The sequence below is a fragment of the Streptomyces umbrinus genome (assembly GCF_030817415.1).
GTDB classification, from domain to species: Bacteria; Actinomycetota; Actinomycetes; order Streptomycetales; family Streptomycetaceae; genus Streptomyces; species Streptomyces umbrinus_A.
In genome coordinates, this window is sequence record NZ_JAUSZI010000002.1 from 8034268 (window position 1) to 8056923 (window position 22656).

The 22656-nt window shown below is 68.8% G+C and carries 16 protein-coding genes and 4 pseudogenes; 9 read left to right on the forward strand and 11 right to left on the reverse strand.

All coding sequences use genetic code 11. The features are described from left to right. Positions 1-81 precede the first annotated feature (81 nt). Entirely contained in the window at positions 82-1596 is a 1515-nt protein-coding gene (gene arfA / locus QF035_RS35480; protein WP_307524770.1) for an arabinosylfuranosidase ArfA, read from the forward strand. 204 nt (positions 1597-1800) lie between these two features. After that, on the forward strand, positions 1801-2709 hold the full coding sequence (locus QF035_RS35485; protein ID WP_307524772.1) for a sulfite exporter TauE/SafE family protein: 909 nt from the start codon (positions 1801-1803) through the stop codon (positions 2707-2709). 160 nt (positions 2710-2869) lie between these two features. Here QF035_RS35485 and QF035_RS35490 read toward each other — a convergent pair whose 3' ends face one another. Then, positions 2870-4390, reverse strand: coding sequence for a helix-turn-helix domain-containing protein (locus QF035_RS35490; RefSeq protein ID WP_307524774.1), 1521 nt, complete (start codon positions 4388-4390; stop codon positions 2870-2872). A gap of 70 nt (positions 4391-4460) precedes the next feature. Further along, complete coding sequence (locus QF035_RS35495; RefSeq protein ID WP_307531677.1) at positions 4461-5366, reverse strand: LysR family transcriptional regulator; 906 nt, start codon at positions 5364-5366, stop codon at positions 4461-4463. A gap of 121 nt (positions 5367-5487) precedes the next feature. On the opposite strand from QF035_RS35495, the gene QF035_RS35500 reads away from it, so the two are divergent. Further along, entirely contained in the window at positions 5488-5736 is a 249-nt protein-coding gene (locus QF035_RS35500) for a hypothetical protein (RefSeq protein WP_307524775.1), read from the forward strand. A gap of 88 nt (positions 5737-5824) precedes the next feature. Here QF035_RS35500 and QF035_RS35505 read toward each other — a convergent pair whose 3' ends face one another. Then, positions 5825-6595, reverse strand: a complete 771-nt coding sequence (locus tag QF035_RS35505) for an intradiol ring-cleavage dioxygenase (RefSeq protein ID WP_307524777.1) — start codon at positions 6593-6595, stop codon at positions 5825-5827. Between the two features lie 118 nt (positions 6596-6713). On the opposite strand from QF035_RS35505, the gene QF035_RS35510 reads away from it, so the two are divergent. Genes QF035_RS35510 through QF035_RS35525 form a run of 4 tightly spaced genes read left to right on the forward strand, consistent with a single transcriptional unit; the run spans position 6714 to position 10669 of the window. Continuing rightward, on the forward strand, positions 6714-7115 hold the full coding sequence (locus QF035_RS35510; RefSeq protein WP_307524779.1) for a hypothetical protein: 402 nt from the start codon (positions 6714-6716) through the stop codon (positions 7113-7115). A gap of 18 nt (positions 7116-7133) precedes the next feature. Beyond that, complete coding sequence (locus tag QF035_RS35515; protein WP_307524781.1) at positions 7134-7409, forward strand: winged helix-turn-helix domain-containing protein; 276 nt, start codon at positions 7134-7136, stop codon at positions 7407-7409. A gap of 42 nt (positions 7410-7451) precedes the next feature. Then, positions 7452-7790 (forward strand): trypco2 family protein, encoded by a 339-nt coding sequence (locus QF035_RS35520; protein ID WP_307524783.1) that lies wholly within the window; start codon positions 7452-7454, stop codon positions 7788-7790. Positions 7791-7816: 26 nt separating this feature from the next. Continuing rightward, positions 7817-10669, forward strand: coding sequence for an NACHT domain-containing protein (locus tag QF035_RS35525; protein WP_307524785.1), 2853 nt, complete (start codon positions 7817-7819; stop codon positions 10667-10669). 16 nt (positions 10670-10685) lie between these two features. On the opposite strand, the pseudogene QF035_RS35530 reads toward QF035_RS35525, so the two are convergent. Further along, positions 10686-10832: pseudogene (locus QF035_RS35530) on the reverse strand (DUF397 domain-containing protein); the annotation flags it as partial. After that, positions 10829-11565: pseudogene (locus tag QF035_RS35535) on the reverse strand (DUF5753 domain-containing protein); the annotation flags it as partial. The pseudogenes QF035_RS35530 and QF035_RS35535, both read right to left, overlap by 4 nt. 205 nt (positions 11566-11770) lie before the next feature. Between QF035_RS35535 and QF035_RS35540 the strand changes: the two are divergent. Further along, a pseudogene (locus tag QF035_RS35540) lies at positions 11771-12209 on the forward strand (ATP-binding protein). A gap of 4 nt (positions 12210-12213) precedes the next feature. Here the strand turns inward: QF035_RS35540 and QF035_RS35545 are convergent. Next, a complete protein-coding gene (locus tag QF035_RS35545) occupies positions 12214-14256 on the reverse strand; it encodes a dynamin family protein (RefSeq protein WP_307524786.1) in 2043 nt (680 codons plus the stop codon). Between the two features lie 234 nt (positions 14257-14490). On the opposite strand from QF035_RS35545, the gene QF035_RS35550 reads away from it, so the two are divergent. Then, complete coding sequence (locus QF035_RS35550; RefSeq protein WP_307531681.1) at positions 14491-15456, forward strand: arabinan endo-1,5-alpha-L-arabinosidase; 966 nt, start codon at positions 14491-14493, stop codon at positions 15454-15456. A gap of 214 nt (positions 15457-15670) precedes the next feature. On the opposite strand, the gene QF035_RS35555 is transcribed toward QF035_RS35550, so the two are convergent. The 5 genes and pseudogenes from QF035_RS35555 to chvE form a co-directional block, all read right to left on the reverse strand. Further along, the gene (locus tag QF035_RS35555) at positions 15671-17350 is read right to left on the reverse strand and encodes an aminotransferase class I/II-fold pyridoxal phosphate-dependent enzyme (protein ID WP_307524788.1); all 1680 of its coding nucleotides are present in this window, start codon (positions 17348-17350) and stop codon (positions 15671-15673) included. A gap of 128 nt (positions 17351-17478) precedes the next feature. Continuing rightward, complete coding sequence (locus QF035_RS35560) at positions 17479-18525, reverse strand: aldose epimerase family protein (RefSeq protein WP_307524790.1); 1047 nt, start codon at positions 18523-18525, stop codon at positions 17479-17481. Positions 18526-18644: 119 nt separating this feature from the next. Then, positions 18645-19889, reverse strand: a complete 1245-nt coding sequence (gene mmsB / locus QF035_RS35565; protein WP_307524792.1) for a multiple monosaccharide ABC transporter permease — start codon at positions 19887-19889, stop codon at positions 18645-18647. Positions 19890-19894: 5 nt separating this feature from the next. Continuing rightward, a complete protein-coding gene (gene mmsA / locus QF035_RS35570; RefSeq protein ID WP_307524793.1) occupies positions 19895-21436 on the reverse strand; it encodes a multiple monosaccharide ABC transporter ATP-binding protein in 1542 nt (513 codons plus the stop codon). A 32-nt stretch (positions 21437-21468) separates the two neighbouring features. Beyond that, positions 21469-22579, reverse strand: a pseudogene (gene chvE / locus QF035_RS35575) (multiple monosaccharide ABC transporter substrate-binding protein). Positions 22580-22656 lie beyond the last annotated feature (77 nt).

The window sequence follows — 22656 nt, forward strand, 5'->3', positions numbered from 1 at the left end:
GGGCGCGGGGAACTGCGCGACCAGCCCCCACCCACCCGCACCCGCCAACGAAACAGGAACCACCCACCCCGAAAGGCGACCATGCAAGACAAGGCCCGCTTCACCCTCGACCCCGCCTTCACCATCGGCGAAGTCAACCCCCGTCTCTTCGGCTCGTTCGTAGAACACCTGGGCCGCTGCGTCTACACCGGCATCTTCGAGCCCGGCCACCCCGAGGCCGACGAAGCGGGCCTGCGGACGGACGTACTGGAACTCGTCCGCGAACTCGGCGTCACAGCCGTCCGCTACCCCGGCGGCAACTTCGTCTCCGGCTACAAGTGGGAGGACTCGGTCGGCCCGGCCGAGGACCGGCCGCGCCGGCTGGACCTCGCCTGGCGGTCGACGGAGTCCAACCGCTTCGGGCTCTCCGAGTACATCGGCTTCCTGAAGAAGATCGGTCCGCAGGCCGAGCCGATGATGGCGGTCAACCTCGGGACCAGGGGTGTGGCGGAGGCCCTGGAACTCCAGGAGTACGCCAACCACCCGGCCGGCACCGCCCTTTCCGAGCAGCGGATCGCCCACGGTGACAAGGACCCGTTCGGCATCAGAATGTGGTGCCTCGGCAACGAGATGGACGGCCCCTGGCAGACCGGCCACAAGACCGCCGAGGAGTACGGACGGGTCGCCGCCGAGACCGCCCGCGCGATGCGGCAGATCGACCCCTCCGTCGAACTGGTCGCCTGCGGCTCCTCCAACCAGTCCATGCCGACCTTCGCCGAGTGGGAGGCGACGGTTCTGGCGGAGACGTACGACCTCGTCGACTACGTCTCCCTGCACGCCTACTACGAGCCCCAGGACGGCGATGTCGACTCCTTCCTGGCCTCCGCCGTGGACATGGAGTCGTTCATCGAGAACGTCGTCGCCACCTGCGACCACATCGGCGCGAGGCTCAAGTCGAAGAAGAAGATCAACCTCTCCTTCGACGAGTGGAACGTCTGGTACATGTCGCGGTGGCACGAGATCGAGAACTCCGCCGAGCGGGACTGGCCGGAGGCGCCCCGCCTGCTGGAGGACAACTACAGCGTCATGGACGCGGTCGTCTTCGGCTCGCTCCTCATCGCGCTGCTGCGGCACGCCGACCGCGTGACCGTCGCCTGTCTCGCCCAGCTCGTCAACGTCATCGCGCCGATCATGACCGAGCCGGGCGACCCGGCCTGGCGGCAGACGACGTTCTTCCCGTTCGCGCAGGCCTCGCGGTACGGGCGCGGGGAGGTTCTCGACGTACGGGTCGACTCGCCCACGTACGAGACGAGGAAGTACGGGGAGACCGACCTGCTGCACGCCACCGCCGTGCGCGCGGAGGACGGCTCGGTCACCGTCTTCGCGGTCAACCGCAGCCGGACGGAGGCGCTGCCGCTCGAAGTCACCCTGAACGGGCTGGAGTTGACCTCTGTCGTCGAGCACGGTGTGCTCGCGGACGCAGATCCGGACGCCCGCAACACGCTCGCCGAGCCGGACCGGGTCGCGCCGCGGGCCGTGCAGGGGACCACGCTCCAGGACGGCACCCTGGGGGCCGTCCTGGAGCCGCTGTCCTGGAACGTGATCCGGCTGGCCTGAGGGCCGGTCCGCCCGGCGGCCGCTCGTCCGACGGTTTGTGGTGCCCCGGTCCCCTCCGGCCGGGGCACCCGTATGTGGGGCCGGTGACGGTGTCTGTGCCGTGTGCTCATCTCCCGCTCAGGCAATCCTCAGCTTCGGCACCTACCGTCCCGTGCGTCCCTTCCACCTTTCGGGGGGACAACGCGAGAAGACGGGACGGACACGATGCGCACGCTGGTACTGCTCGCCCTGGCGGGCCTCGGTGCCCAGCTGGTGGACGGCAGCCTCGGCATGGCCTACGGCGTGACCTCGACCACCATGCTGCTCTCGATGGGCACCAACCCGGCCGCCGCCTCGGTCACCGTCCACCTCGCCGAGATCGGTACGACGCTGATGTCCGGCGCCTCGCACTGGCGGTTCGGGAACGTGGACTGGAAGGTCGTCGCGAAGATCGGCGTCCCCGGTGCGGTCGGGGCCTTCCTCGGCGCGACCGTGCTGTCCGGGCTGTCCACCGGGACCGCCGAGCCGGTGATGTCGCTGATCCTGCTGGGGCTCGGGCTGTATGTGCTGTCCCGGTTCACGTTCCGCGGCCTGCCCAAGGGAAATCTCGGCAAGCCGCTGCGCAAACGGTTCCTGTCGCCGCTCGGTCTGGTCGCCGGGTTCCTGGACGCGACCGGGGGTGGCGGCTGGGGGCCGGTCGGTACGCCGGCGTTGCTGGCCGGTGGCCGGATGGAGCCGCGCAAGGTGATCGGGTCCATCGACACGAGCGAGTTCCTCGTGGCCGTGGCCGCGAGTCTCGGGTTTCTCTTCTCGCTCGGCTCCCAGGGGCTGAACCGGGGGTGGGTCGCCGCGTTTCTGCTCGGCGGGATGGTGGCGGCGCCGGTGGCGGCCTGGCTGGTGCGGTTGCTGCCCGCGCGGGTGCTGGGGTCTGCGGTGGGCGGGGTCATCGTCGTCACCAACGTGCGTACGTTGCTGAGGAGCGACTGGGCCGGGGCGTCGGGTGTGGTCAGTGGGGTCGTTTATGGCCTGGTCTATGTGGTGTGGGCTGCGGCGCTGACGTACTCGATCCGGGCGCATCGGAGGGAGAAGGTGCCGGAGGGGGATGCGGGGGAGCGGCGGGTCGTTGCCGTGTAGGGGGCCTCGGGTTGTTCGTTTCCTGCGGGTGCGTGCGGGCTGGTCGCGCAGTTCTCCGCGCCCCTGACGGGGCGGGCGGCGAATGGTCTCCCCCGTGGACCATTCGCCGCTGCACCGGATGGGTGGGGCGTCGGTGCCGACTGCCCCTCCAGTGAGCACGTTAGGAGGCGGCGTGCTTCGGCGACCACCGTGCACGGTGGCCAGATTCGTCCGTGGGGTGTGCACGGTGCGCAGTCGTGACGCGCAGGGCGTGCACGAGGTCGTGAATGCCGGAACCGGTGGTCAGCAGGTCGCGGTTGAGGAGGCGCTCGGCGGCGCGCAGATGGGTGCGGACCGTGTTGCGGCTCAGACCCACCCGCGCGGCCGTCCGCTGGGCATCGGTGTTGGCGTCGATCCAGGCCTCCACCGTGCGGTAGAGATCGCGGTGCCGGGTGTCGTGGAGGGGGCGGAGGAAGGGTTCCGCCCAGGCGGTGGCGGGAGCGGTGCGCAGGAGTTCGCCGAGCGGTGGCGCGACGGGCTGGACGGCGTCGGTGGGATCGGGCTGGAGCGGGCTGAGGGACAGGGCCAGATCAAGCGTGGCACGGGTGCGTACCTCGCCCAGGTCGATGCCCAGGGCTTCCTCCGCCCGGCGGCAGTGGGCCGTGACGGTGGTGCGGCTGAGGTGCAGCAGACGGGCCACACCGGACCGGGTGAACGTCACGGCCAGGCGGATGACGTCCACGGTGGGCTTGGGTGCGTCGTGCAGCGGCTCCAGGTAGGCGCGCGCCCAGGCGAGGGCCGCCCGGCGGGGCAGTACGTGCACCAGCGAGGGCCGTCCCCGGTAGGCGGCCAGCCGGTCGGGGGAGTTGCGGGCGACGGCGAGGGCGTGCACGGCCTCGCCGTAGGCCTCGCCCGTGGCGGCCAGCGGGTGCGGTCTGCTGACGCCCAGCGCGTACCCGGGGTTGTCCCTGACCAGCCGCCGCAGCATCTCGCCCTGCTGGAAACGGCCGCCGAGTTCCGGGTCCTCGGCGACGGGGCAGATCAGCTGCTCCTTGAACACCGGGCAGTTCACCATCAGCCCCGGGCCGTGATAGCCCGACGAGTCCAGATAGGTCCTGGTCAGCCGGTCACGGTCGTCCGGCGGGCAGTGCAGGAGATGGACCCGTACGCGCTCCGCGTTCAGCAGCGGCGGTACGTCACCCGTGGTCATCCGCCGCGCCATGGTGACGTCCCCGGCGAGCAGGGCGGTCAGGACCGCGAACCGCAGCTGCGCCGCCTTCGCCTCGTAGCCGCGTGAGCCGGCGTCGCCCTCCGACGCCCGTCCCAGCAGTTCGACGAGGCCACCGGCCTGCGACGCCAGCAGTACGGCTTCCCGGGGCAGTGGCGAGGCGCTGACCGTCACCAGCACCGGACGCGGCTCGAGCGCGCCGAAGGCCTCCAGATGCACCTCCAGCTCGCCGGCCTGCGTCGTGGCCGCGGCCAGCCGACCGTGGGTCAGGCGTACCACCTGGTCACGCAGCTCGTCGGCGACCTGCCGGGGGAATCCCGCCGTCGCCGCCTCGATCGCGCCCTGGCGTCCGATCCACGCGGCGTCCGCCCCGATCCGCCGGCCGAGCCACCTCAGCACTTCCGTGGGGCTCCCGTGCCGCCGTACGAGCCGCAGCAGCTCGTCGAGACTCTCCGCCTGCCCCAGCGCCTCCACAGCTCAACTCACCTTCCCGCCACCGCGACGAACCTCCAATTCGGAACCATAAAGGCTGTTCCTGTCGACGTCAGGCCACCGCCGTCGGCGCGAGAGATCGCAGCTCGCCCAACGCCGCGGCGACGGCCGGGCGTTCGTGGCCGCCGGCGCGGGTGCAGGTGAGGAGCTTGCGGTGCGGGTCGCCGGTGCACCGGACGCGGGTGATGGGCAGGTGCGGGGTCAGATGGGCGAGCCGGGGGATGAGGGCGACCCCCAGACCGTGGGCGACGAGGTGGGCCATGACGTTCCAGTCCAGCGCGTGGTGGACGACGTCGGGGGTGAAGCCGGCCGCGCCGCACGCCGAGAGCACGTGCACCCGGCAGGGGCTGTCCTGGACCGGCGCGATCCAGTCCTCGCGCGCCGCCTCCGAGAGATCGACCCTGCGCAGCCCCGCCAGCCGGTGACGGTCGGGCACGACCAGGTCGAACGGGTCGTCCAGGAGCGGCTGCTGGTCGAAGCGGGCGTCGCCGAGCGGCGGGTTGCGCGGGGTCGCCTCGACGACCGCGAGATCGGTCTCGCCCTCGAAGAGCAGGTCGAAGCTCGACGGGACCTCCGCCTCCTGTATCCGTACGGAGAGCCGGGGGTGGCGTTCCCGCAGCCGGGCCGCCATCGGGGCGAGCAGCACCGAGATCGCCATCGGGAAGCCGCTCACCCGCAGCAGCCCGGCCGGATCGCCGTGGTCGGCCCGCAGATCCAGTTCGGCCCGTTCCCAGCGGGCCTGGATCGCGTCGGCGTGCGTGATCAGACTCCGCGCGGCCTGGGTGAGCCGTACGCCGCGGCCCTGGGGTTCCAGCAGATCGACGCCCAGCTCACGCGCGAGCTGGCGGACCTGCTGCGAGGCGGCGGACGTCGTGAGGTGCAGGGCGCGGGCGGCGGCGGTCACCGTGCCGTAGTGCTCGACGGCCCGCAGTACGTGTAGCCGGCGCAGATCAATCATGAAGTCCACGCTTCAAGGTGAGGTCCAGAAAGTCAACCTGGACGTACACGAAGGTCCGTTACACGCTGGAGGTGTCGCGACGGTCCACCACCCGACCACCCGCACGAGGAGTTGCAGACAGATGACCAGCACAGCCCACCCCCATGGCCGGCCCGCCGGCGACGCGTGCCCGTACTGCGGCTGGCCCGACCGTGCGGAGCCCTTCCAGGTGGTGTCCCGGCACGGCACCGCGGCGGGCCACACGGTGTGGACCCGCTGCGGGTGCGGTTCGCTTCAGATGCGTGTCGTGGATGCGGGCGGTATGAACGTCGTCTCGCGGAGTCGGCCCGCGGCCGAGGGGGCCACCGATGTCCGTTCCGGCGTGGTGTGAGCTGCGGGCCGGTGGGGGCGGGCCGCGCAGTTCCCCGCGCCCCTGAAGGGCGCCGCTTCGCGCGCCCCCACCGGCCCGCAGGCGGTACTCAGCCCGTCTCGACGCCCAGTGTCAGCGTGCCCGCGTAGCCGGACGACGCCGAGCTGCCCAGCGCTGTGAGCGTCAGCAGGCCGGACGCGGCGCCTCCCTCGTCGTAGACGGAATCCTGCGCGAGGGTCGTCCGGGGCACGGTGTTGGCGGCGTACGCGGCCACCTCCGCCACGTCCTCGGTGATCCCCTCGTCGAAGAACAGCTGCCCGGTGTGCAGCTCCTGACCGCCCTCGAAGGAGCCGTCGGAGGTCAGCGTGACGTCGGTGTGCACCTTCACGTGGATGTGGATGCACCGCCCCCGGTACCAGCCGGGATAGACGCTGGTGATCCGGGCGACCCCGTCGGAGCCGGTCAGCACCCCGCCCCGCAGGAACGTCCCGTTGTCCGGCTCGTCGTGCCCGTTGCCCCCGACGAAACCGGAGTACTCGCCGAGCGCGTCGCAGTGCCAGATCTCCACGAGCGCGTTGCCGAGCGGGGCGCACGTGTCGTCGTCGACGACGGTGAGCGTGAGTTTCAGCGGGACACCGGTCTTGTCCTCGCTGACATCGGCGCGGACGAGCTGTCCGTCGAGGTAGTAGGGGCCTTCGGTCATCTCCTTGGTGAGGGTGCAGACGGCCGCGGCTGCCACGGGGGCCGTGTCGGCCGCCTCGGCTGTGGGGGCTTCGGGCGCGGCGGCGGTGATGGCCAGGGAGGCGGCCGTGGCGCCGGTGGCGATCAGTACGGTGCGGCGACCGAACGCGGTGGGGGTTGCCTTCGAAGTGTCTGTCATGAACACGGCACCGTAGGAAGGGATGCTGTTGACGGGCTGTCGGTTAGGCAAAGTGGGCAGCCGTCAAGTTCGTTGCAGGACAGGTGAGTTCGATTCGATCCGGATCGAAGGCGGGTGCGTGGCGTGGTGTACGGACCGCAGGCTGGTCGCCGTCTTCGGCGGCTGGCGGCACAGGGTGCGCCGCGAACTGCCCGCTGGCGTACGCCCGCTGCTCCGCCTGGCTCCGCCCGTCGGCTACTCGGCGGACTTCCTCACCCAGGCGGTCGGCACGGGCGGCCTGGACGCCGGGATCGGCGCCCTGCTGTCCACGCGGCGGCAGCGGTTCCGGGGCGATTTGGTGGAACTGTCCCGCGCGGGCCGACGACTGCCGCCGTGGGCGGGGCTGCTCGCCGACAGGGACAGGGAGGCCGTGGGACATCTGGCGCGTACGTTCAGGAGCTACTTCGGCTGTGCTCCGACCCTTTGGCGGAACGGCATCCGCGCCCGCTTCGACGCCGGACGCGCCGCCCACGGCCGGTAGTGCGCCGTGGTCTGTCCGATGACCCACGAGGCGGTACCGGGCGGCGGCGCACCTGGACTCCGCGCCCTGAACGCCCTCCTCGGCGTACCCGTGCCGGGATCCTGGAATCGGTCGCGGAACATGGGAGTCACGACGACCGAACTCGCCCACGACGCGGGCATCTCCCCGGCCACGGCCGGCCATCACGTCGGCATCCTGCGCAAGGCGGGGAAGGCCGTACTGCACTCGGTCACGCCGCTGGGGCCGGCGCTGCTGGACGGCCATTCGGCTTCGCGACCACGGCGGTTGGCGTGAACCGATGGCGGCGGACGCCAACGGCTCTCTAGCGTTGGTCACATGACCGACAACCGGATTGAACTGGCCGACGCCGTGCAGGCTGTACGGGACGAACTGATCACAGCGGCGGGGCGTTCGTCCGGGCAGGACGTGACCTTCGAAGTGGGCGACATCGAGCTGGAGTTCAGCGTTGAGCTGCGTAAGGAGGTCGCGGGCGGGGTCAAGGTGAAGGCTTGGGTGGTGGAGGCCGGGGTTGACGGGGGCGGAGTTACGACTCGGACGCATCGGGTGGCGATGACGCTCAAAGCGCTGGACGCGCGGACCGGGGAGCCGTGGAAGGTGCGGAATGAGAGCAGGGGGAGTGTGGCTCGGTTCGGTAGGGGTGGCGACGAGCAGTGATCGCGGGCGGGGTTGCGGACCTGGTCGTGGCGGTCCTTGGGGAGGGGCAGGGCAGCGGAGTACTGCTCGGCCTCAACCTGGTGCTCACTGCGCGGCACGTGGCGGACGGCAGCGGTGTCGTGGAGGTGATCCATCCGTCGAGCAGGAGGCCGGTGGAATGCGAGGTCATCTGGGCTGACGAGGTCCTCGATGCCGCTCTGCTGAGGGCTGAGTCGGCGGTGATCAGCGCCGAGCATGCCGCGCCTTTGGGGCGGCCCCGGGTGGGCCGCGTTGCCCTGGCATCTCCGCTGTCGCACTGCCAGATCGTCGGGTTCCCCCAGATCCAGCGCTATGGGGACCAGGGCGACGACCTCGAGTACGAGCAGTATCGCGGGACCGTGCTGCCCATGGCCGGACGCATGCGGAACGTCCTGGTCTGTGAACTCGACGTGCCTGCCGCAGACGAGCGAGGTAGTGAGGTATCACCGCTGGCGGGGCTGTCGGGGGCTCCGGTCTTCGCCGGAGCGGTGCTCCTCGGGGTGGTGACCCAGGTGCCCCGGAGCCGCTCCCACTTCAGGATCGAGGCGGCCCCGATCGACGCCGCGATGACATCGGTTCGGCGGATCCGCTGGAATCCCACGTTCGAGGAGATCACCGATGTCCACCCCAAGGACGAGCTGTTCGAAGCCCGGTACGCCAAGGACCTGGCGGCGCAGTACCGCAAGACGGAGATCTTCGGCATCGAGGAACTCGGCCGTACCGAGTCCCGCTGGGATCTCGACACGGCCTATCTGAGTCTGGAGGCCGAGGCCGCCACCCCGGACGGACGCCCGGAAGCAAGGCCCTCCGCGCAGCGCATCGAGTCCCTGTTGAAGACACGCCCTCGCGCCCTGCTACGCGGTCAGGCGGGCGCCGGCAAGACCACTCTCGTCTGGTGGCTGGCAGCCCACGCGGCGAACGGCACCCTCAACATGAAGCTCGCCCAGTTGAACGGCCTGGTGCCCTTCGTCATCCCGATGCGCGAGGTGTACGCGCGGGGCGGACGGTTCCCGGCGGTGTCGGAACTCCTGTCCGCCGGACGAGTCATCTCGGACGATGCCCCCGAAGGCTGGGCCGGTCGAGTCCTGGAGGCCGGCCGAGGGCTGCTCCTGGTGGACGGCCTGGACGAAGTCCCGCCGGAGGAACGGGAGAAGGCCCGCCGCTGGCTCTCCGCACTGCTCGACCGGTACCCGGAAACCCGGTGCCTGGCCACCGTCCGCCCCGACGCGGTCGAGGAGGACTGGCTCCGTTCCGAGGGCTTCACCGAACTGACACTGCTGCCCATGAGCGACGAGGACATCCAGTCCTTCGTCACCGCCTGGCACAACGCCGCGCGCTTGGAGGCCGAGCGCGTCTACGACGCCCACCGGTGCGGCGACGAGAGGCAACTCCTCACCTCCCTGGAACAGGACCTTGCCCACCAGCTGCGGCAGAACCCGGCACTGCGCGATCTCGCCCGCACCCCGCTCCTCTGCGCCGTGATCTGCGCCCTGCACCGGCGCCGCCGCGGCCTCCTGCCCACAACGCGCTGGTCCCTGTACCGAGCTGCCCTGGCCATGCTTCTCGGCGGCCGCGACGCCGCACGTGGCGTGCCCCACCCCGATGACATCAGCCTCGACTCGGACGAACAGCACGCCCTGCTCCAACGGCTCGCCATCTGGCTGGTGCGGACCGAGCAGCAGCAGATGACCCATGAGCAGGCGACGCAACAACTCGACCTCGCGATGCGGGACATGTCGCAGATCCGTACCCAGACGACACCTGAGCGAGCGCTGCGTTTTCTTGTCGCACGCAGTGGTCTGCTGCAGGAGCGGACGGACGACGCGATCCAGTTCATCCACCGGACGTTCCAGGATTTCCTCGCGGCGAAGGAGTTCCACGAGAGCGGGTATGTCCTCGAACTTCTGAATCACGGGGGCGACGAGGCCTGGCGGGACGTGATCGTGCTGGCCGTCGGCCACGCGACGCGGACGGATGCGCAGCTGCTCATCGAGAGGCTGGTCCAGTTCGGGGACGTCGTGGAAGGGCGGGAGGAGAAGTGGTACCTCCATGTGTTGGCCGCCCAGTGCGCCACCAGCCTTTTGTCACTGGACGCGGCGCTGATGGAGGTCGTGAGGGGGCGCGTTCGAGCCCTGCTGCCTCCGCAGAACCACTCAGAAGCCGGAGACATCGCGAGCCTGGCTGCTTGGGCCGTCGAACTGTTGCCGGGGCCGGGGGAGAAGGACGGTTTCGGCGAGTACATCGTCGAGGCTCTCACGAGGATCCGTACGGCGGACGCACGGCAGAAGCTGAAGCAGTTCGCGTTGCATCCCGGGATCGACGTTGGGGTCCCGATCGCTCTGGGTTGGATTCACCAGCCCGCAGAGGAGTACGCCCGCGAAGTGCTGGCCGACTCCGGTATTTACTCGCTGTATGTTCAGAACAGCTCGCAGCTGGCTCAGCTGCCACACTTGGAACCGATCCCCAGCATCATCGTGGACGGGTCCTACACCGCGGAAGAACTCGACGCTCATCTGCCCACGAGGTACGTCGAAGTGATCAGCCTGAGGAACAACCGGAAGATCACCCATCTTGACTTCCTGCGGACCCGGGAGCAGCTGCACGCATTGGATCTCGACCTGCCGGTGGGAACGCTGGACCTACTGACCGCCCTTGCGCCGCTGCCCAGTGTTCGGCGTCTGAAACTCAACGGGCTGCGGGACTACGCGGACATGAGCCAGTTGCCTCGTGTCTTTCCGGGCCTGACAGGACTGACACTGCAACTGGAGGAAGGCGCCGCGGAACCGCCCGACCCGAAGGTTCTGGGCGCCGAAGCGCTCGGCGCCCTCTTCGGGCGTCAGCTGCGGGTGGTGGTGCAGTAGGAGACGAACGCCCCCCCCACGCTTCAGGCGAAAGCGCCAGCCGACGCTCCTCCGTGATCTTGGAGTCGCGTACATGGATGATGCGGGGGCAGGTGGCGACCTCGACGCAGTCGCCGTCGCTGCTGTAGCTGCTCTTGAACCAGGCCAGTTCGCCGGTGCTCATAGCTCTCCTCGCATGCGCTGCAACAGGCTCACGGAGTCTTCAAGGGTGAGAGCCTGCGCAAGCATCCTGGCATACCGCCTTTGGAGGACGCTGGCCTCTTTCGGGTCGGAGATGAGCAGGCCGCCTCGCTGTCCCTCGCAGTAGGCGAACCACTTGTTCTCCGGGGTCTCCAGGAGCTGCATCGGGCCGTCGAGCCCTGCGTGCGTCTCCCGCGCTGTCGGCATGATCTGGATCTCCACGTTCCGCAGCTCGGCGATCTCCAGTACGTGGTCGATGAGCTCCCGAGTGACCTCCACGCCGCCCGTTCGCCGCCGGAACAGGTGCTCCTCCAGGACGAAGGCGAACGCGGTGTTCGGCCGTTCCCGCAGCAGTCGTTGCCGTTCCGCTCGCGCTGCCCACTGAGCCTCGATCTGTTCGTCGCTCAGCGGCGGGAGCTGGTTCGTGAACAGGGTCCGCGCGTACGCCTCCGTCTGCAACAGCCCCGGAATCAACCGGCATTCGTACGTGTACAGCGTGATTGCCATGCCCTCCAACTGTGCCCACCGCCGAAACCACGCCGCCAGTCCCGGCTGCCGAGCCAGATGCTGTGCCGCCCGTGTCAGCACCCCCGTATTCCCCAGCACCGCCTCCGACCGCTCCGCGAACGTCGGATCCGGCATCCGCCTCCCCAACTCCACCGAAGCCACCGTGTGCTTGGAGAGCCCACCTGATCCCCGAACTCCTCCCGGTTCACCACCCGCACCCGTACCCACCACGCCCTCGACCACCGACGGTCACCTCCCGCACACATGGTCACGGCCAGTCACAAGTACTGTCCACCCCGTAACCGCGTACGCTCCCGCAGCGTACGCACCTCCCACCTGGTGAACTGCCCCGCGCACCCGCCAGATTGAGGGCATGCCCGCACCCCGCACCCCCAACCCCCGGTCACCCTACGTATGTTCACCCAGCGCCTCAGCGTCACCCCACGCGGCGCCCGCCTCGCCCGGCACCTCGCACTGAACCAGCTCCAGGCCTGGGGCATCCCGTACGACAGTGACGCCTCCGAGGCGGTCGCGCTGATCGTCGCCGAGCTGGCGGCCAACGCGGTGACCCACGGCCGAGTCCCCGGCCGGGACTTCGAGCTGCGCCTGTCGCTTCCCACAGGCAGCATCCGCATTGAGGTCAGCGATACCCGTACCGAACCCCGCCCCCCCCGAAACCCGGCGACGTACCTCCCCCGCACCCCTCGACGAACACGGCCGCGGACTCGTCCTCGTCGACGCGCTCGCCGACCGCTGGGAGGTGCTGGACCGTCAGCCGCCCGGCACGACGGTCCGCGCGGAGGTCGACGTGCCGTACTGGTCTGCCCTCTTCAGGCCTCCGGCCGTACGGTGAACAGTCAGGCCGACCGGTTGCGGTCGAGCAGGTCCTGGATGCGGGTGGCGACGGCGTGGCCCGCCTCGTCGACCGGCGTGAGGCGTTCGACGATCGCACGGCTCCTGGCCGTGTCGTCCGCGTTGATGCGGTGCACCACCTCGTCCAGCGTCGAGCGCAGACGGGCCCTGTGCCGCTGATGGTGCTCCTCGGCCGCGTCGATCAGGAGCCGGCCCTGGCCCCGCACCATCTCCTCGAAGCCGTTACGGGCCTGCTTCGCCTGCTCGTCGATCATGGCCTTGCGTTCCTGGCGGGCCTGCTGGATCTTGGACTCCCGTTCCTTGAGAACGTCCGTGATCCTGGCGATGCCGATGGCGGCGATGACGGCCGCTCCCACGGGGAGCGCGATGGTGGCGAGACTGAGACTGGTCGTCAGCCAGACGGCTCCGCCGGCGAGGGGGCTGGCCACACCGAGTGTGTTCGCCGCGGTCTGGACCATGGAGTACGCCCGCCAGGGGCGACCCAGCTCCGTCTGCGCCGGGATGGTCTCGGGGTCGAGCGACTCGGGCGCGACCAGTTCGGATCCGGCGTCCTCGTCCTCGAGCTCCGACCGCAGGATCTGCCGGGCGAGCTGGTCGAGTGCCTCGCGTTCGCCCTCCCAGAGGGTGCCGGGTCCTTCGGGCCCGGTCATCCACTCGTTGAAGAGCTGGACATAGCGGACGTCGATGTCGTGGGCGTGCTCGGCGCTCAGGTTGCCCGAATCGATGAACTCGTCCAGGCCCCGGTGCAGTTCGTCCGCCAGGCCGCCGAACGGCCGCTGGGCGATACGGATCCTGCGGTCCAGTTCGTCGTTCAGTTCCGCCCGCATCCGTACGACGGAGTCGTCCATGCCGTCCAGACGGTCACGGAGATGGTCGCGCTGCGTCTCCAGGTCGTCGACGGTCACGCGATGCGCCTCGAGCATGTCGGTGATGCTTCGCCGTCGTCGCCGCACGAGCCAGCCCGCCTCTTCACCGACCTGCTTCAGGTGCTTGTAGCCGGCGCCGGACTCCAACAGGGCCTGGAGGCGCTCGCGCAACTCGCCCATGCGGCTGCGTCGTCTGAGCACGCTTCCGTCTCCGTTGTGGGCCTCCTCGTGCTCGGCCCTGGCCTCCAATGCCGCCGAGACGGGGAGGAACCCGTCATTGACGAAGTCCCCGGCTCCGCGGTGACGGTCGCGCAGATACTGATTGTTGGTGGTCAGCACGTTCTTCCAGGCAGCCTGGCCGTGCTCGCGCTGTGCGGCCCGGTCGATCCCGGACAGGACCCAGAGCACCGGCTTGCCTCCGGGTTCCGCGTGGGCGTACAGATCCTTGATCAGGCTCAGTTCGTGGGAGGTCAGGGCCTCGGTGGCCTGGCTCACGTAGATGAAGCAGTCGGCCTCCTTCCATGCCTCGTACAGGATGTCGTCGTGTGTCTCGTTCTCGGACTCCGAGCCGGGCAGGTCGAAGAGCTTGATCGGCAGACGGGTCCGGGAGAGGAGCAGCTCGATCCGCTCGACCTGGCGGTTGACGTGGTCGGGGTGGCGATCGGTGACGTTGCCGTCCGCCGCCACGTAGGCGGCCACTTCGGCGCGGTGCAGATTCGTGCCGATCTCCACCCAGTCGGCGATCCCCTTGAACTTCACCTGCAGCAGCCCGCGGCCCGTCGCGTCGACCTTGGGATCGTCTCCCACGGGGACGATCGTCGAAGGGCAGGCGGTGTTCGGGCTCGCGGACGAGGGGAGGAGGCCGAGGTACTCGTCCGACTGCTCGCCGTCCTCGTCGATGATCGGCACGTACTCGAGGTGGCCTTGGAGACCGCTGATCAGGAAGCTCTTCCCGGAGGACTGCCGCCCCAGCAGTGCCACGTTGAGCATGGCCGACAGGGCGCGGGTGCTCATGGCCTGGATGCGCTCGACATCCGACTCGAGATCGGCGGTCGCCGACTCCGGAAGGATCTCCGAGACCTCGGCAACCGTGCCCAGCCACTGTTCGCAGCGGTCCAAGAGGTGCTTCAGCTCGTCCCTTGCTTCTTCCACCGGCATCATGAGCCCACTTGTACCCCTGGGGGCCGTCGCCCGACCGGGGAACGGCCCCAGGCTTCCCTGAACCCACACCTCGGTGACACCGGTTGTGAGAACCATTGACGCGCAAGAGGTTCGATTCTACGGTCCCGTCCGAAGTGGCGATCGATGGTCGAAATGTCGAACGTTACATGAACTCCCCCCACCGCAAGGAGGATTCACGTGAGCCGCACCTCCCGTACCTCCCGTACTCCGCGCATGTCCCGCCGAACCGCCCTCCTCGCCCTCCTCACCGCCGTCCTGCTCGCCCTCATCCCGTCCTCGGCGTCGGCGTACCCCAACCCCGGCCGGGTCACCGGCTCCGTCGTCACCCACGACCCGACGATGATCCGCACCTCGTCCGGCCAGTACCTGCTGTACGCCACCGGCGGCGGCATCGCCAACAAGACGTCGTCCGACCGCACCGCCTTCAGCGCGGGTGCCGACGTCTTCTTCTCCCGGCCGAGTTGGTGGCGGAACTACTCCTCCGTCCCCGAGGCCTGGGCGCCGGACATCTCGTACCAGGGCGGCAAGTACCTGCTGTACTACTCCGTCTCGTCGTTCGGTTCGAACACGTCCGCCATCGGCTTCGCCACCTCCAGCACCGGCCAGCCCGGCAGCTGGACCGACCAGGGGACCGTCTACGCGTCCACCACCTCCAGCGACTACAACGCCATCGACCCGAACCTCTTCGTGGACGACGACGGCAAGTGGTGGCTGTCCTTCGGCAGTTGGTGGACCGGGCTCAAGATGATCCAGATCAACCCGTCGACCGGCAAGCAGCTCTCGTCGAACACGACGCGTTATTCGATCGCCTCCCGCCCGACCGGCACGAAGGCCGTCGAGGCGCCGTCGATCGTCAAACGGGGCGGCTACTACTACCTGTTCGCCTCGTACGACACCTGCTGTGCCGGCACCAGCTCCACGTACAAGGTCAAGGTGGGCCGGGCGACCAGTGTCACCGGGCCCTACTACGACAAGAGTGGCGTCGCGATGACGAACAACGGCGGGACGCCCGTGTTGGAGTCGCACGGGCGGTACGTCGGGCCCGGCGGGCAGTCGATCCTGGCGGACTCGGACGGGGACCTGATCGTGTACCACTACTACGACGGCCAGGACAACGGCACGCCCAAGCTCGGGATCAACCTGCTGAACTGGAGCAGTGGGTGGCCTGTGGCCTACTGACCCTGCCGGCCGGTGGGGGCTGGTCGCGCAGTTCCCCGCGCCCCTAAAAGATTGCGCCGTTCCCCGCGCCCCTGAAGGTAAGAGGTGCGGGCCCGCGGCTCCCCTCCGGGCGCGGGCCCGCACCCCCTGTGCCGGGGCCGGGAGGGTCCTGGACCTCCCGGCCGGCGAGGGCCCCGTTGCGGGATGCGGGGACCTCGGGCAACCGGTCCGGTGGTCAGCCGACCCGGTCGACAGCGGCGGCCGGCCAGCCGGCGCCGTTCGGCGGCGTGTTGGGCCAGCCGGTGGCCTGCTGCGGCACGGGTTGGGGCACCGGCTGCGGCATGGCCTGGGGCTGCGGTTGCGGGAACCCCTGCGGCTGACCCTGTGCGTTCACGGCGGTCAGCCCTCCCGGCATGCCCGTCGTGCCACGGGTCTGGGCGGCCGTGAGCGGCTGCGGCTGCCCGGGTATCCCGTTCGCCGCGGCGGTGAACTGCTGCGGCTGTCCGACCATTCCGTTGGCGGGGGCGGTGAACTGCTGGGCCTGTCCGCCCATTCCGTTGGCCGCGGCGGTCAGCGGCTGAGGCTGTCCCCCCCTTCCGTTGGCGGCGGCCGTGAGCGGCTGGGGCTGTCCGACCATTCCGTTGGCGGCGGCCGTGAGCGGCTGGGGCTGCCCGGCCATCCCGTTGGCCGCGGCGGCGATCCCCGGATAGCCCTGCCCGCTCGTCGAACTGACGAGCCGGTCCACCGCCGCCGTACCCGAGCTGTAGCTGGTCCCTGTGCTCAGCTCGGGCACGGCGGCTCCCCTCCTGTTCCCGTAGAGCACCGACTCCAGGCCGGACACCAGGCGACGCACGTCCACCTGGGGGCGCACCACGAGCCGCAGGAAGCGACTGGACGAGCCGATCTTGTTGCCGCACTCGCGGACCAGGATCCGGTGCTCGGTGAGCAGGCGGTCCCGGACCACGGTGCCCTCGGCACCCACGGGGAGGCGCACGAAGAGGAAGTTGCCCTGCGAGGGGTAGACCGTGAGGCCGGGCAGTGTGGAGAGCTGGCGCGCCATGTCGAGCCGGTCGCGGCGCACCATGTGCAGGCTCTCCGCGTACTCGGGACCGTGGTCCCTGAGCATGAACACCACGGTCTCCGCGAAGGCGTTCAGGTTCCACTTCGGCAGCATCGAACGGACTCTGCCCGCCAGGCCCGGGTTGGCCACCATGTAGCCGAACCGCACGCCGTGCAGCCCGAAGTTCTTGCCGAGACTGCGCAGCACGATGACGTTGGGCCGCATCACCGCCTCGTCGACGACGCTCGGCTCGTTCTCCGCGTCGGCGAACTCCAGGAACGACTCGTCGATGACGATCAGGTCCAGGTCCGCGAGCGCGTCGCAGAAGGCCAGGATCGTCTGCTTGGGCAGAAAGCCGCCGTCGGGGTTGTTCGGGTTGCAGATGACGGCCGCGCGGGTGCCACGGGAGCGGATGAACTGGATGTACTGAGCCGGGTCGAGGGCGAAGCCGTTGCTCTCCTGGAGCGGGAACATGTCGACGCGCTTGCCGGTCTCCAGCGGCTGGTCGGTCCAGCGGCCGAAGGTGGGGACGGGGATGGCGAGCGATTCGCGGACCAGCAGGTGGTCGATCCAGGTGATGAGCTCCGTCGAGCCGTTGCCCATCGCCACGCACTGCGGGGGGAGTTGGAGCAGGTTGCACAGCTCACCCGTGATGGTGTCCGCGCTGCTCGGGTAGTACGTGATGATGTCGCGCAACCGGTGGGTCAGCTCATCGAACATCGCGGGCGTGGGGAAATACGGATTGCACGGGATGCAGAAGTCCAGCGGACCCGCCTCCCCGCTCTCGCGTGCCAGCGCGGCCATCGAGGGGCTGTGCGCGCCGGTGCGGAACAGCGAGGTGACATTGTCGGCCATGGACCCTCCGTCCTTGAGGGGCGGCCCGAGCGGGGATACGCGGGCCGCCCCTTAGTACGGGCGGCTGTGTGTCTCTGTTCAACGACTGTGAATCGATGTGGAAGTTGTGAACCAACTGTGAAGGTCGATCACGAGTTGAACGAGTGGACCGTCGTCGAGCGGTACGTCTCGCCCGGCCTGAGCACGGTCGACGGGAACTCCGGGCGGTTCGGCGAGTCCGGGAAGTGCTGGGTCTCCAGGCACAGCGCGCTGCCAGGACCGTATGCCTGGCCGCCGGGGCCCACCAGGGTGCCGTCCAGGAAGTTGCCCGAGTAGAACTGCACACCGGGCTCGGTCGTCGCGATCCTCAGGGTGCGGCCGGAGACCGGTTCGCGGAGGGTCGCGAAGTGCTCGGGCCGCTGCGTGAGCCCCTTGTCGAGGACCAGGTTGTGGTCGAACCCCTTGGTGTGCAGGAGTTGTTGCTCGGGCCGGCCGAGATCCTCGCCGACGGTCTTCGGCGTACGGAAGTCGAAGGCGGTGCCCGTGACCTCGGCGAGTTCGCCGGTGGGGACGAGGCTCGCGTCGACCGGTGTGAAGCGGGACGCGGCGACCGTCAACTCGTGGTCGTGGACCGGGCCGCCGCTCTCGCCCGCCAGGTTCCAGTACACGTGGTTGGTGAGGTTGACGACCGTGGCCCGGTCGGTGGTGGCCGCGTAGTCGATGCGCCAGTCGCCGTCACCGGTGAGCGTGTACGTGACCTTCGCCGTCAGCGTGCCGGGGTAGCCCATCTCGCCGTCGGGGCTGGTGCGGCGCAGGACCAGGCCCACGTCGGAGCCGGAGGTGAACTCCTCCACGGCCCACACATGTTTGTCGAAGCCGTCGGGTCCGCCGTGCAGGTTGTTCCCGCCGTCGTTGACGGGGAGTCGGTGATCCTCGCCGTCGAGGGTGAACCTGCCGCCGGCGATGCGGTTGCCGTACCGGCCGATGACGGCGCCGAAGTACGGGCTGGACGCCTCGTACTCCTCGATCGTCCCGAAACCGAGCGACACGTTCGCGTACCGGCCGTGGCGGTCCGGGAGTTCGAGCGACTGGACGACTCCGCCGTACGAGAGGACCTTCAGCCGGGTGCCGCCGTTCTCCAGCGACCACCGGTGGACCTTCGTGCCGTCGGCGAGTGTTCCGAAAAGTTCCTTCACGGTCGTCCTGTCTTCCAACTGTCTTACAGAGCTTGGCTGCTGCCGCGGTACGTAAAGAAGCCGTACACAGAGAAATGGGGCCCCACGGGCATGCCGCCCGCGGGGCCCCACCGAGAGCGCTAGGAACCGACCTTGCGCTTGTTCCACACGTCGAAGCCGACCGCCGCGAGGAGCACCAGGCCCTTGATGACCTGCTGCCAGTCGCTGCCGACGCCGACGAGGTTCATGCCGTTGTTCAGGACACCGAGGACGACACCACCGATGATCGCGCCGAGGACCGTGCCCACGCCGCCGCTCATCGACGCGCCGCCGATGAACGACGCGGCGATCGCCTCGAGTTCGAAGTTCACACCGGCCTTGGGCGAGGCCGCGTTGAAGCGGGCCGCGAAGACCAGACCGGCCAGCGCCGCGAGCATGCCCATGTTGAGGAAGACCAGGAAGGTGACCTTCTTGTCCCGCACACCGGACAGCTTCGCCGCGGGCAGGTTGCCGCCGATCGCGTACACGTGGCGGCCGATGACGGCGTTGCGCATCACATAGCCGAAGCCCACGACCAGGGCGCCGAGGATGATCAGCACCACCGGGGCACCCTTGTAACTGGCGAGCATCATCGTCACCGTGAGCACGGCGGCGACCAGGGCCACGATCTTCAGCAGGAAGAGCTTGGCGGGCGGCACCTCCAGTGCGAACTCCTGCTGGCGCCTGCGGTCACGGACCTCCTGCAGCACCACGAACGCGATCACCGCGAAGCCGAGCAGCAGTGTGAGGTTGTGGTAGTTGGTGTCCGGGCCGACCTCGGGAAGGAAGCCGTTGGAGACGTCCTGCAGACCCTTGGGGAACGGGCCGATGGTCTGGCCCTCCAGGAAGATCTCGGTCAGACCGCGGAAGAGCAGCATGCCCGCGAGGGTGACGATGAACGAGGGTATGCCGAGATAGGCGATGAAGAACCCCTGCACGGCCCCCGCGGCGGCGCCCAGGAGCAGGCACATCACCACGGCCACCGGCCAGGCGATGTCGTGGTTGACCATCAGTACGGCCGCCACCGCGCCCACGAAGGCGGTGAGCGAGCCGACCGACAGGTCGATGTGGCCCGCGATGATGACGAGCATCATGCCGATCGCGAGGATCAGGATGTAGCTGTTCTGCAGCACCAGGTTGGAGACGTTGCGCGGCAGCAGCAGGTCGCCGTCCGTCCACACCGCGAACAGCACCACGATCAGACCGAGAGCGATCAGCATGCCGTACTGCCGCATGTTGCGGCGCATACCGTCGATCATCAGCTGCAGCAGGCCGTCGCCCCCGGTCGAGTCGCCCTTGCCGGCGGGCGCCGGCGCGGGGGACTTGGCGGTCACGTTCGTGCTCATCGCTCTTACCTCTTGTCCTTCGTCATCTGGCGCATCAGCACTTCCTGCGTGGCCTCGGCCCGCGGGACCTCACCGGTCAGCCGTCCGGCGGCCATCGTGTAGATGCGGTCGCACATTCCGAGCAGTTCGGGCAGCTCGGAGGAGATGAAGACGACCGCCTTGCCCTCGGCGGCCAGTTTGTCGATGACCGTGTAGATCTCGAACTTGGCGCCCACGTCGATCCCGCGCGTCGGCTCGTCCAGGATCAGCACGTCCGGACCCGCGAAGATCCACTTGCTGAGGACGACCTTCTGCTGGTTGCCGCCCGACAGCTTGCCGACCGGTTCGAAGACCGTCGGCGCCTTGATGTTCATCGACTTGCGGAAGCGCTCGGCGACCTGCCGCTCCTCGTGCTCGTTCACGACACCGCGCTTGGCCACCTTCCCCAGAGCACTGAGGGAGATGTTGCGGTTGATCGTGTCGATGAGGTTGAGGCCGTAGTGCTTGCGGTCCTCCGTCACGTACGCGATCCCGTGCTTGACCGCCTCGGGCACGGTCTTCGTACGGATCTCCGTACCGTCCTTGAGGACGGTGCCGCTCGCGTACCGGCCGTAGGTGCGCCCGAACACGCTCATCGCGAGCTCGGTGCGCCCGGCGCCCATGAGCCCGGCGATGCCGACGATCTCCCCGCGGCGCACCTGGATCGACACGTCGTCGACGACCTTGCGCTGCTGGTCGATCGGGTGGTGGACGGTCCAGTTGCGGATCTCCAGGGCCGGAGCCGCGCCCACCTCCGTGTCGTGCGGGGTGCGCTCCGGGAAGCGGTGGTCGAGGTCGCGCCCGACCATGCCGTTGATGATCCGGTCCTCGGTGGTCTCCGCGGCCTTCACGTCGAGGGTCTCGATGGACCGCCCGTCGCGCAGGATCGTCACCGAGTCGGCGACCGCCTCGATCTCGTTGAGCTTGTGCGAGATGATGATCGAGGTGATGCCCTGGTCCTTCAGACCTCGGATGAGTTCCAGCAGCTTGCCGCTGTCCTCGTCGTTCAGAGCCGCCGTCGGCTCGTCGAGGATCAGCAGCTTCACCTTCTTCGACAGCGCCTTCGCGATCTCGACGAGCTGCTGCTTGCCCACGCCGATGTCGGCGACCCGGGTCTCCGGGTGATCGCTCAGCCCGACCCGCCGAAGCAGTTCGGTCGCGTGCTTGAGCGTCTCGCTCCAGCTGATGAAGCCGCGCGTGGCGTGCTCGTTGCCGAGGAAGATGTTCTCCGCGATGGAGAGGTACGGCACCAGCGCGAGCTCCTGGTGGATGATCACAATGCCGTGCTGCTCGCTCGCCCGGATGTCCTTGAACTGGCAGGACTCGCCCTCGAAGAGGATGTCCCCGTCGTAGGTTCCGTGCGGATGGACGCCGGAGAGGACCTTCATGAGGGTCGACTTTCCGGCGCCGTTCTCACCGCAGATGGCGTGGACCTCGCCCGGCCGGACGCTCAGGGAGACGTCCGACAGCGCCTTGACGCCGGGAAAGGTCTTGACGATCGAGCGCATTTCCAGGACGGGTCCCGCCATGGTCGTGCCTTCCAATCCCTAGGGGGTGGCGGTTAGTTGACCGCGTCGGCCTTGACGTAACCGGAGTCGATGACGACCTTCTGGTAGTTGGTCTTGTCGACGCTCACCGGGGTCAGCAGGTACGCGGGCACGACCTTCGAGCCGTTGTTGTACGACTTGGTGTCGTTGATCTCGGGCTTCTTGTCGTTGAGCACCGAGTCGACCATGTTCGCGGCGACCTTCGCGAGCTCGCGGGTGTCCTTGAAGACGGTCGCCGTCTGCTCGCCCCGCCTTGATCGACTTCAGCGACGCGACCTCGGCGTCCTGGCCGGTGACGACCGGCATCGGCTTGCTCTTGCCGTAGTCGTCCGACTTCAGCGCCGACAGGATGCCGATGGAGATGCCGTCGTACGGCGAGAGCACCGCGTCGACCTTGCCCTTCCGGTAGGCCGCGGTCAGGAGCTCCTCCATGCGCTTCTGGGCGGTGCCACCGTCCCAGCGCAGCGTGGTGACCTGGGTCAGCTTCGTCTGGCCCGACTTGACCACCAGCTGCTTCTTGTCGATGAAGGGCTGCAGGACCTTCATCGCGCCGTTGAAGAAGTACTGGGTGTTGTTGTCGTCGTTCGAACCCGCGAAGAGCTCGACGTTGAACGGGCCCTTCTTGGAGCCGTCCTTCAGACCGAGCTTCTCGACGATCTGGGTGCCCTGCAGCTCGCCGACCTTCTCGTTGTCGAACGACGCGTAGTAATCGACGTTCGGCGAGTTGAGGATCAGGCGGTCGTAGGAGATGACCGGGATCTTGGCGTCCTTGGCCTGCTGGAGAACGTTGTCGAGCGACTTGTTGTCGATCGCCGCGATGATCAGGGCGGAGACGCCCTGCGTGATCATGTTCTCGATCTGCGAGACCTGGGTGTCCGGGTCGTCCTCGCCGTAGGCCAGCTTGGTCTTGTAGCCGGCGGCCTTCAGGTTCTTCTCCACGTTGGCGCCGTCGGCGATCCACCGCTCGGAGGACTTCGTCGGCATCGCGATGCCGACGGTGGAGCCCTTGGCGTCTCCCTTGGTGTCCTCACTGCCGCCGTCGCTGTCCTGCCCGCAGGCGGAGAGGGTGAGGGCCAGGGAGGCGGCCGCGGCTATGGCGGAAAGCGCTGCTTTGCGATTGCGCATGATCATCTTCCTTGATGTTCTGACGGGGCTCGGTCTGGAGCTGCGAGCAGGTGGAGCGAGGTTCGACCGAGAGGAGG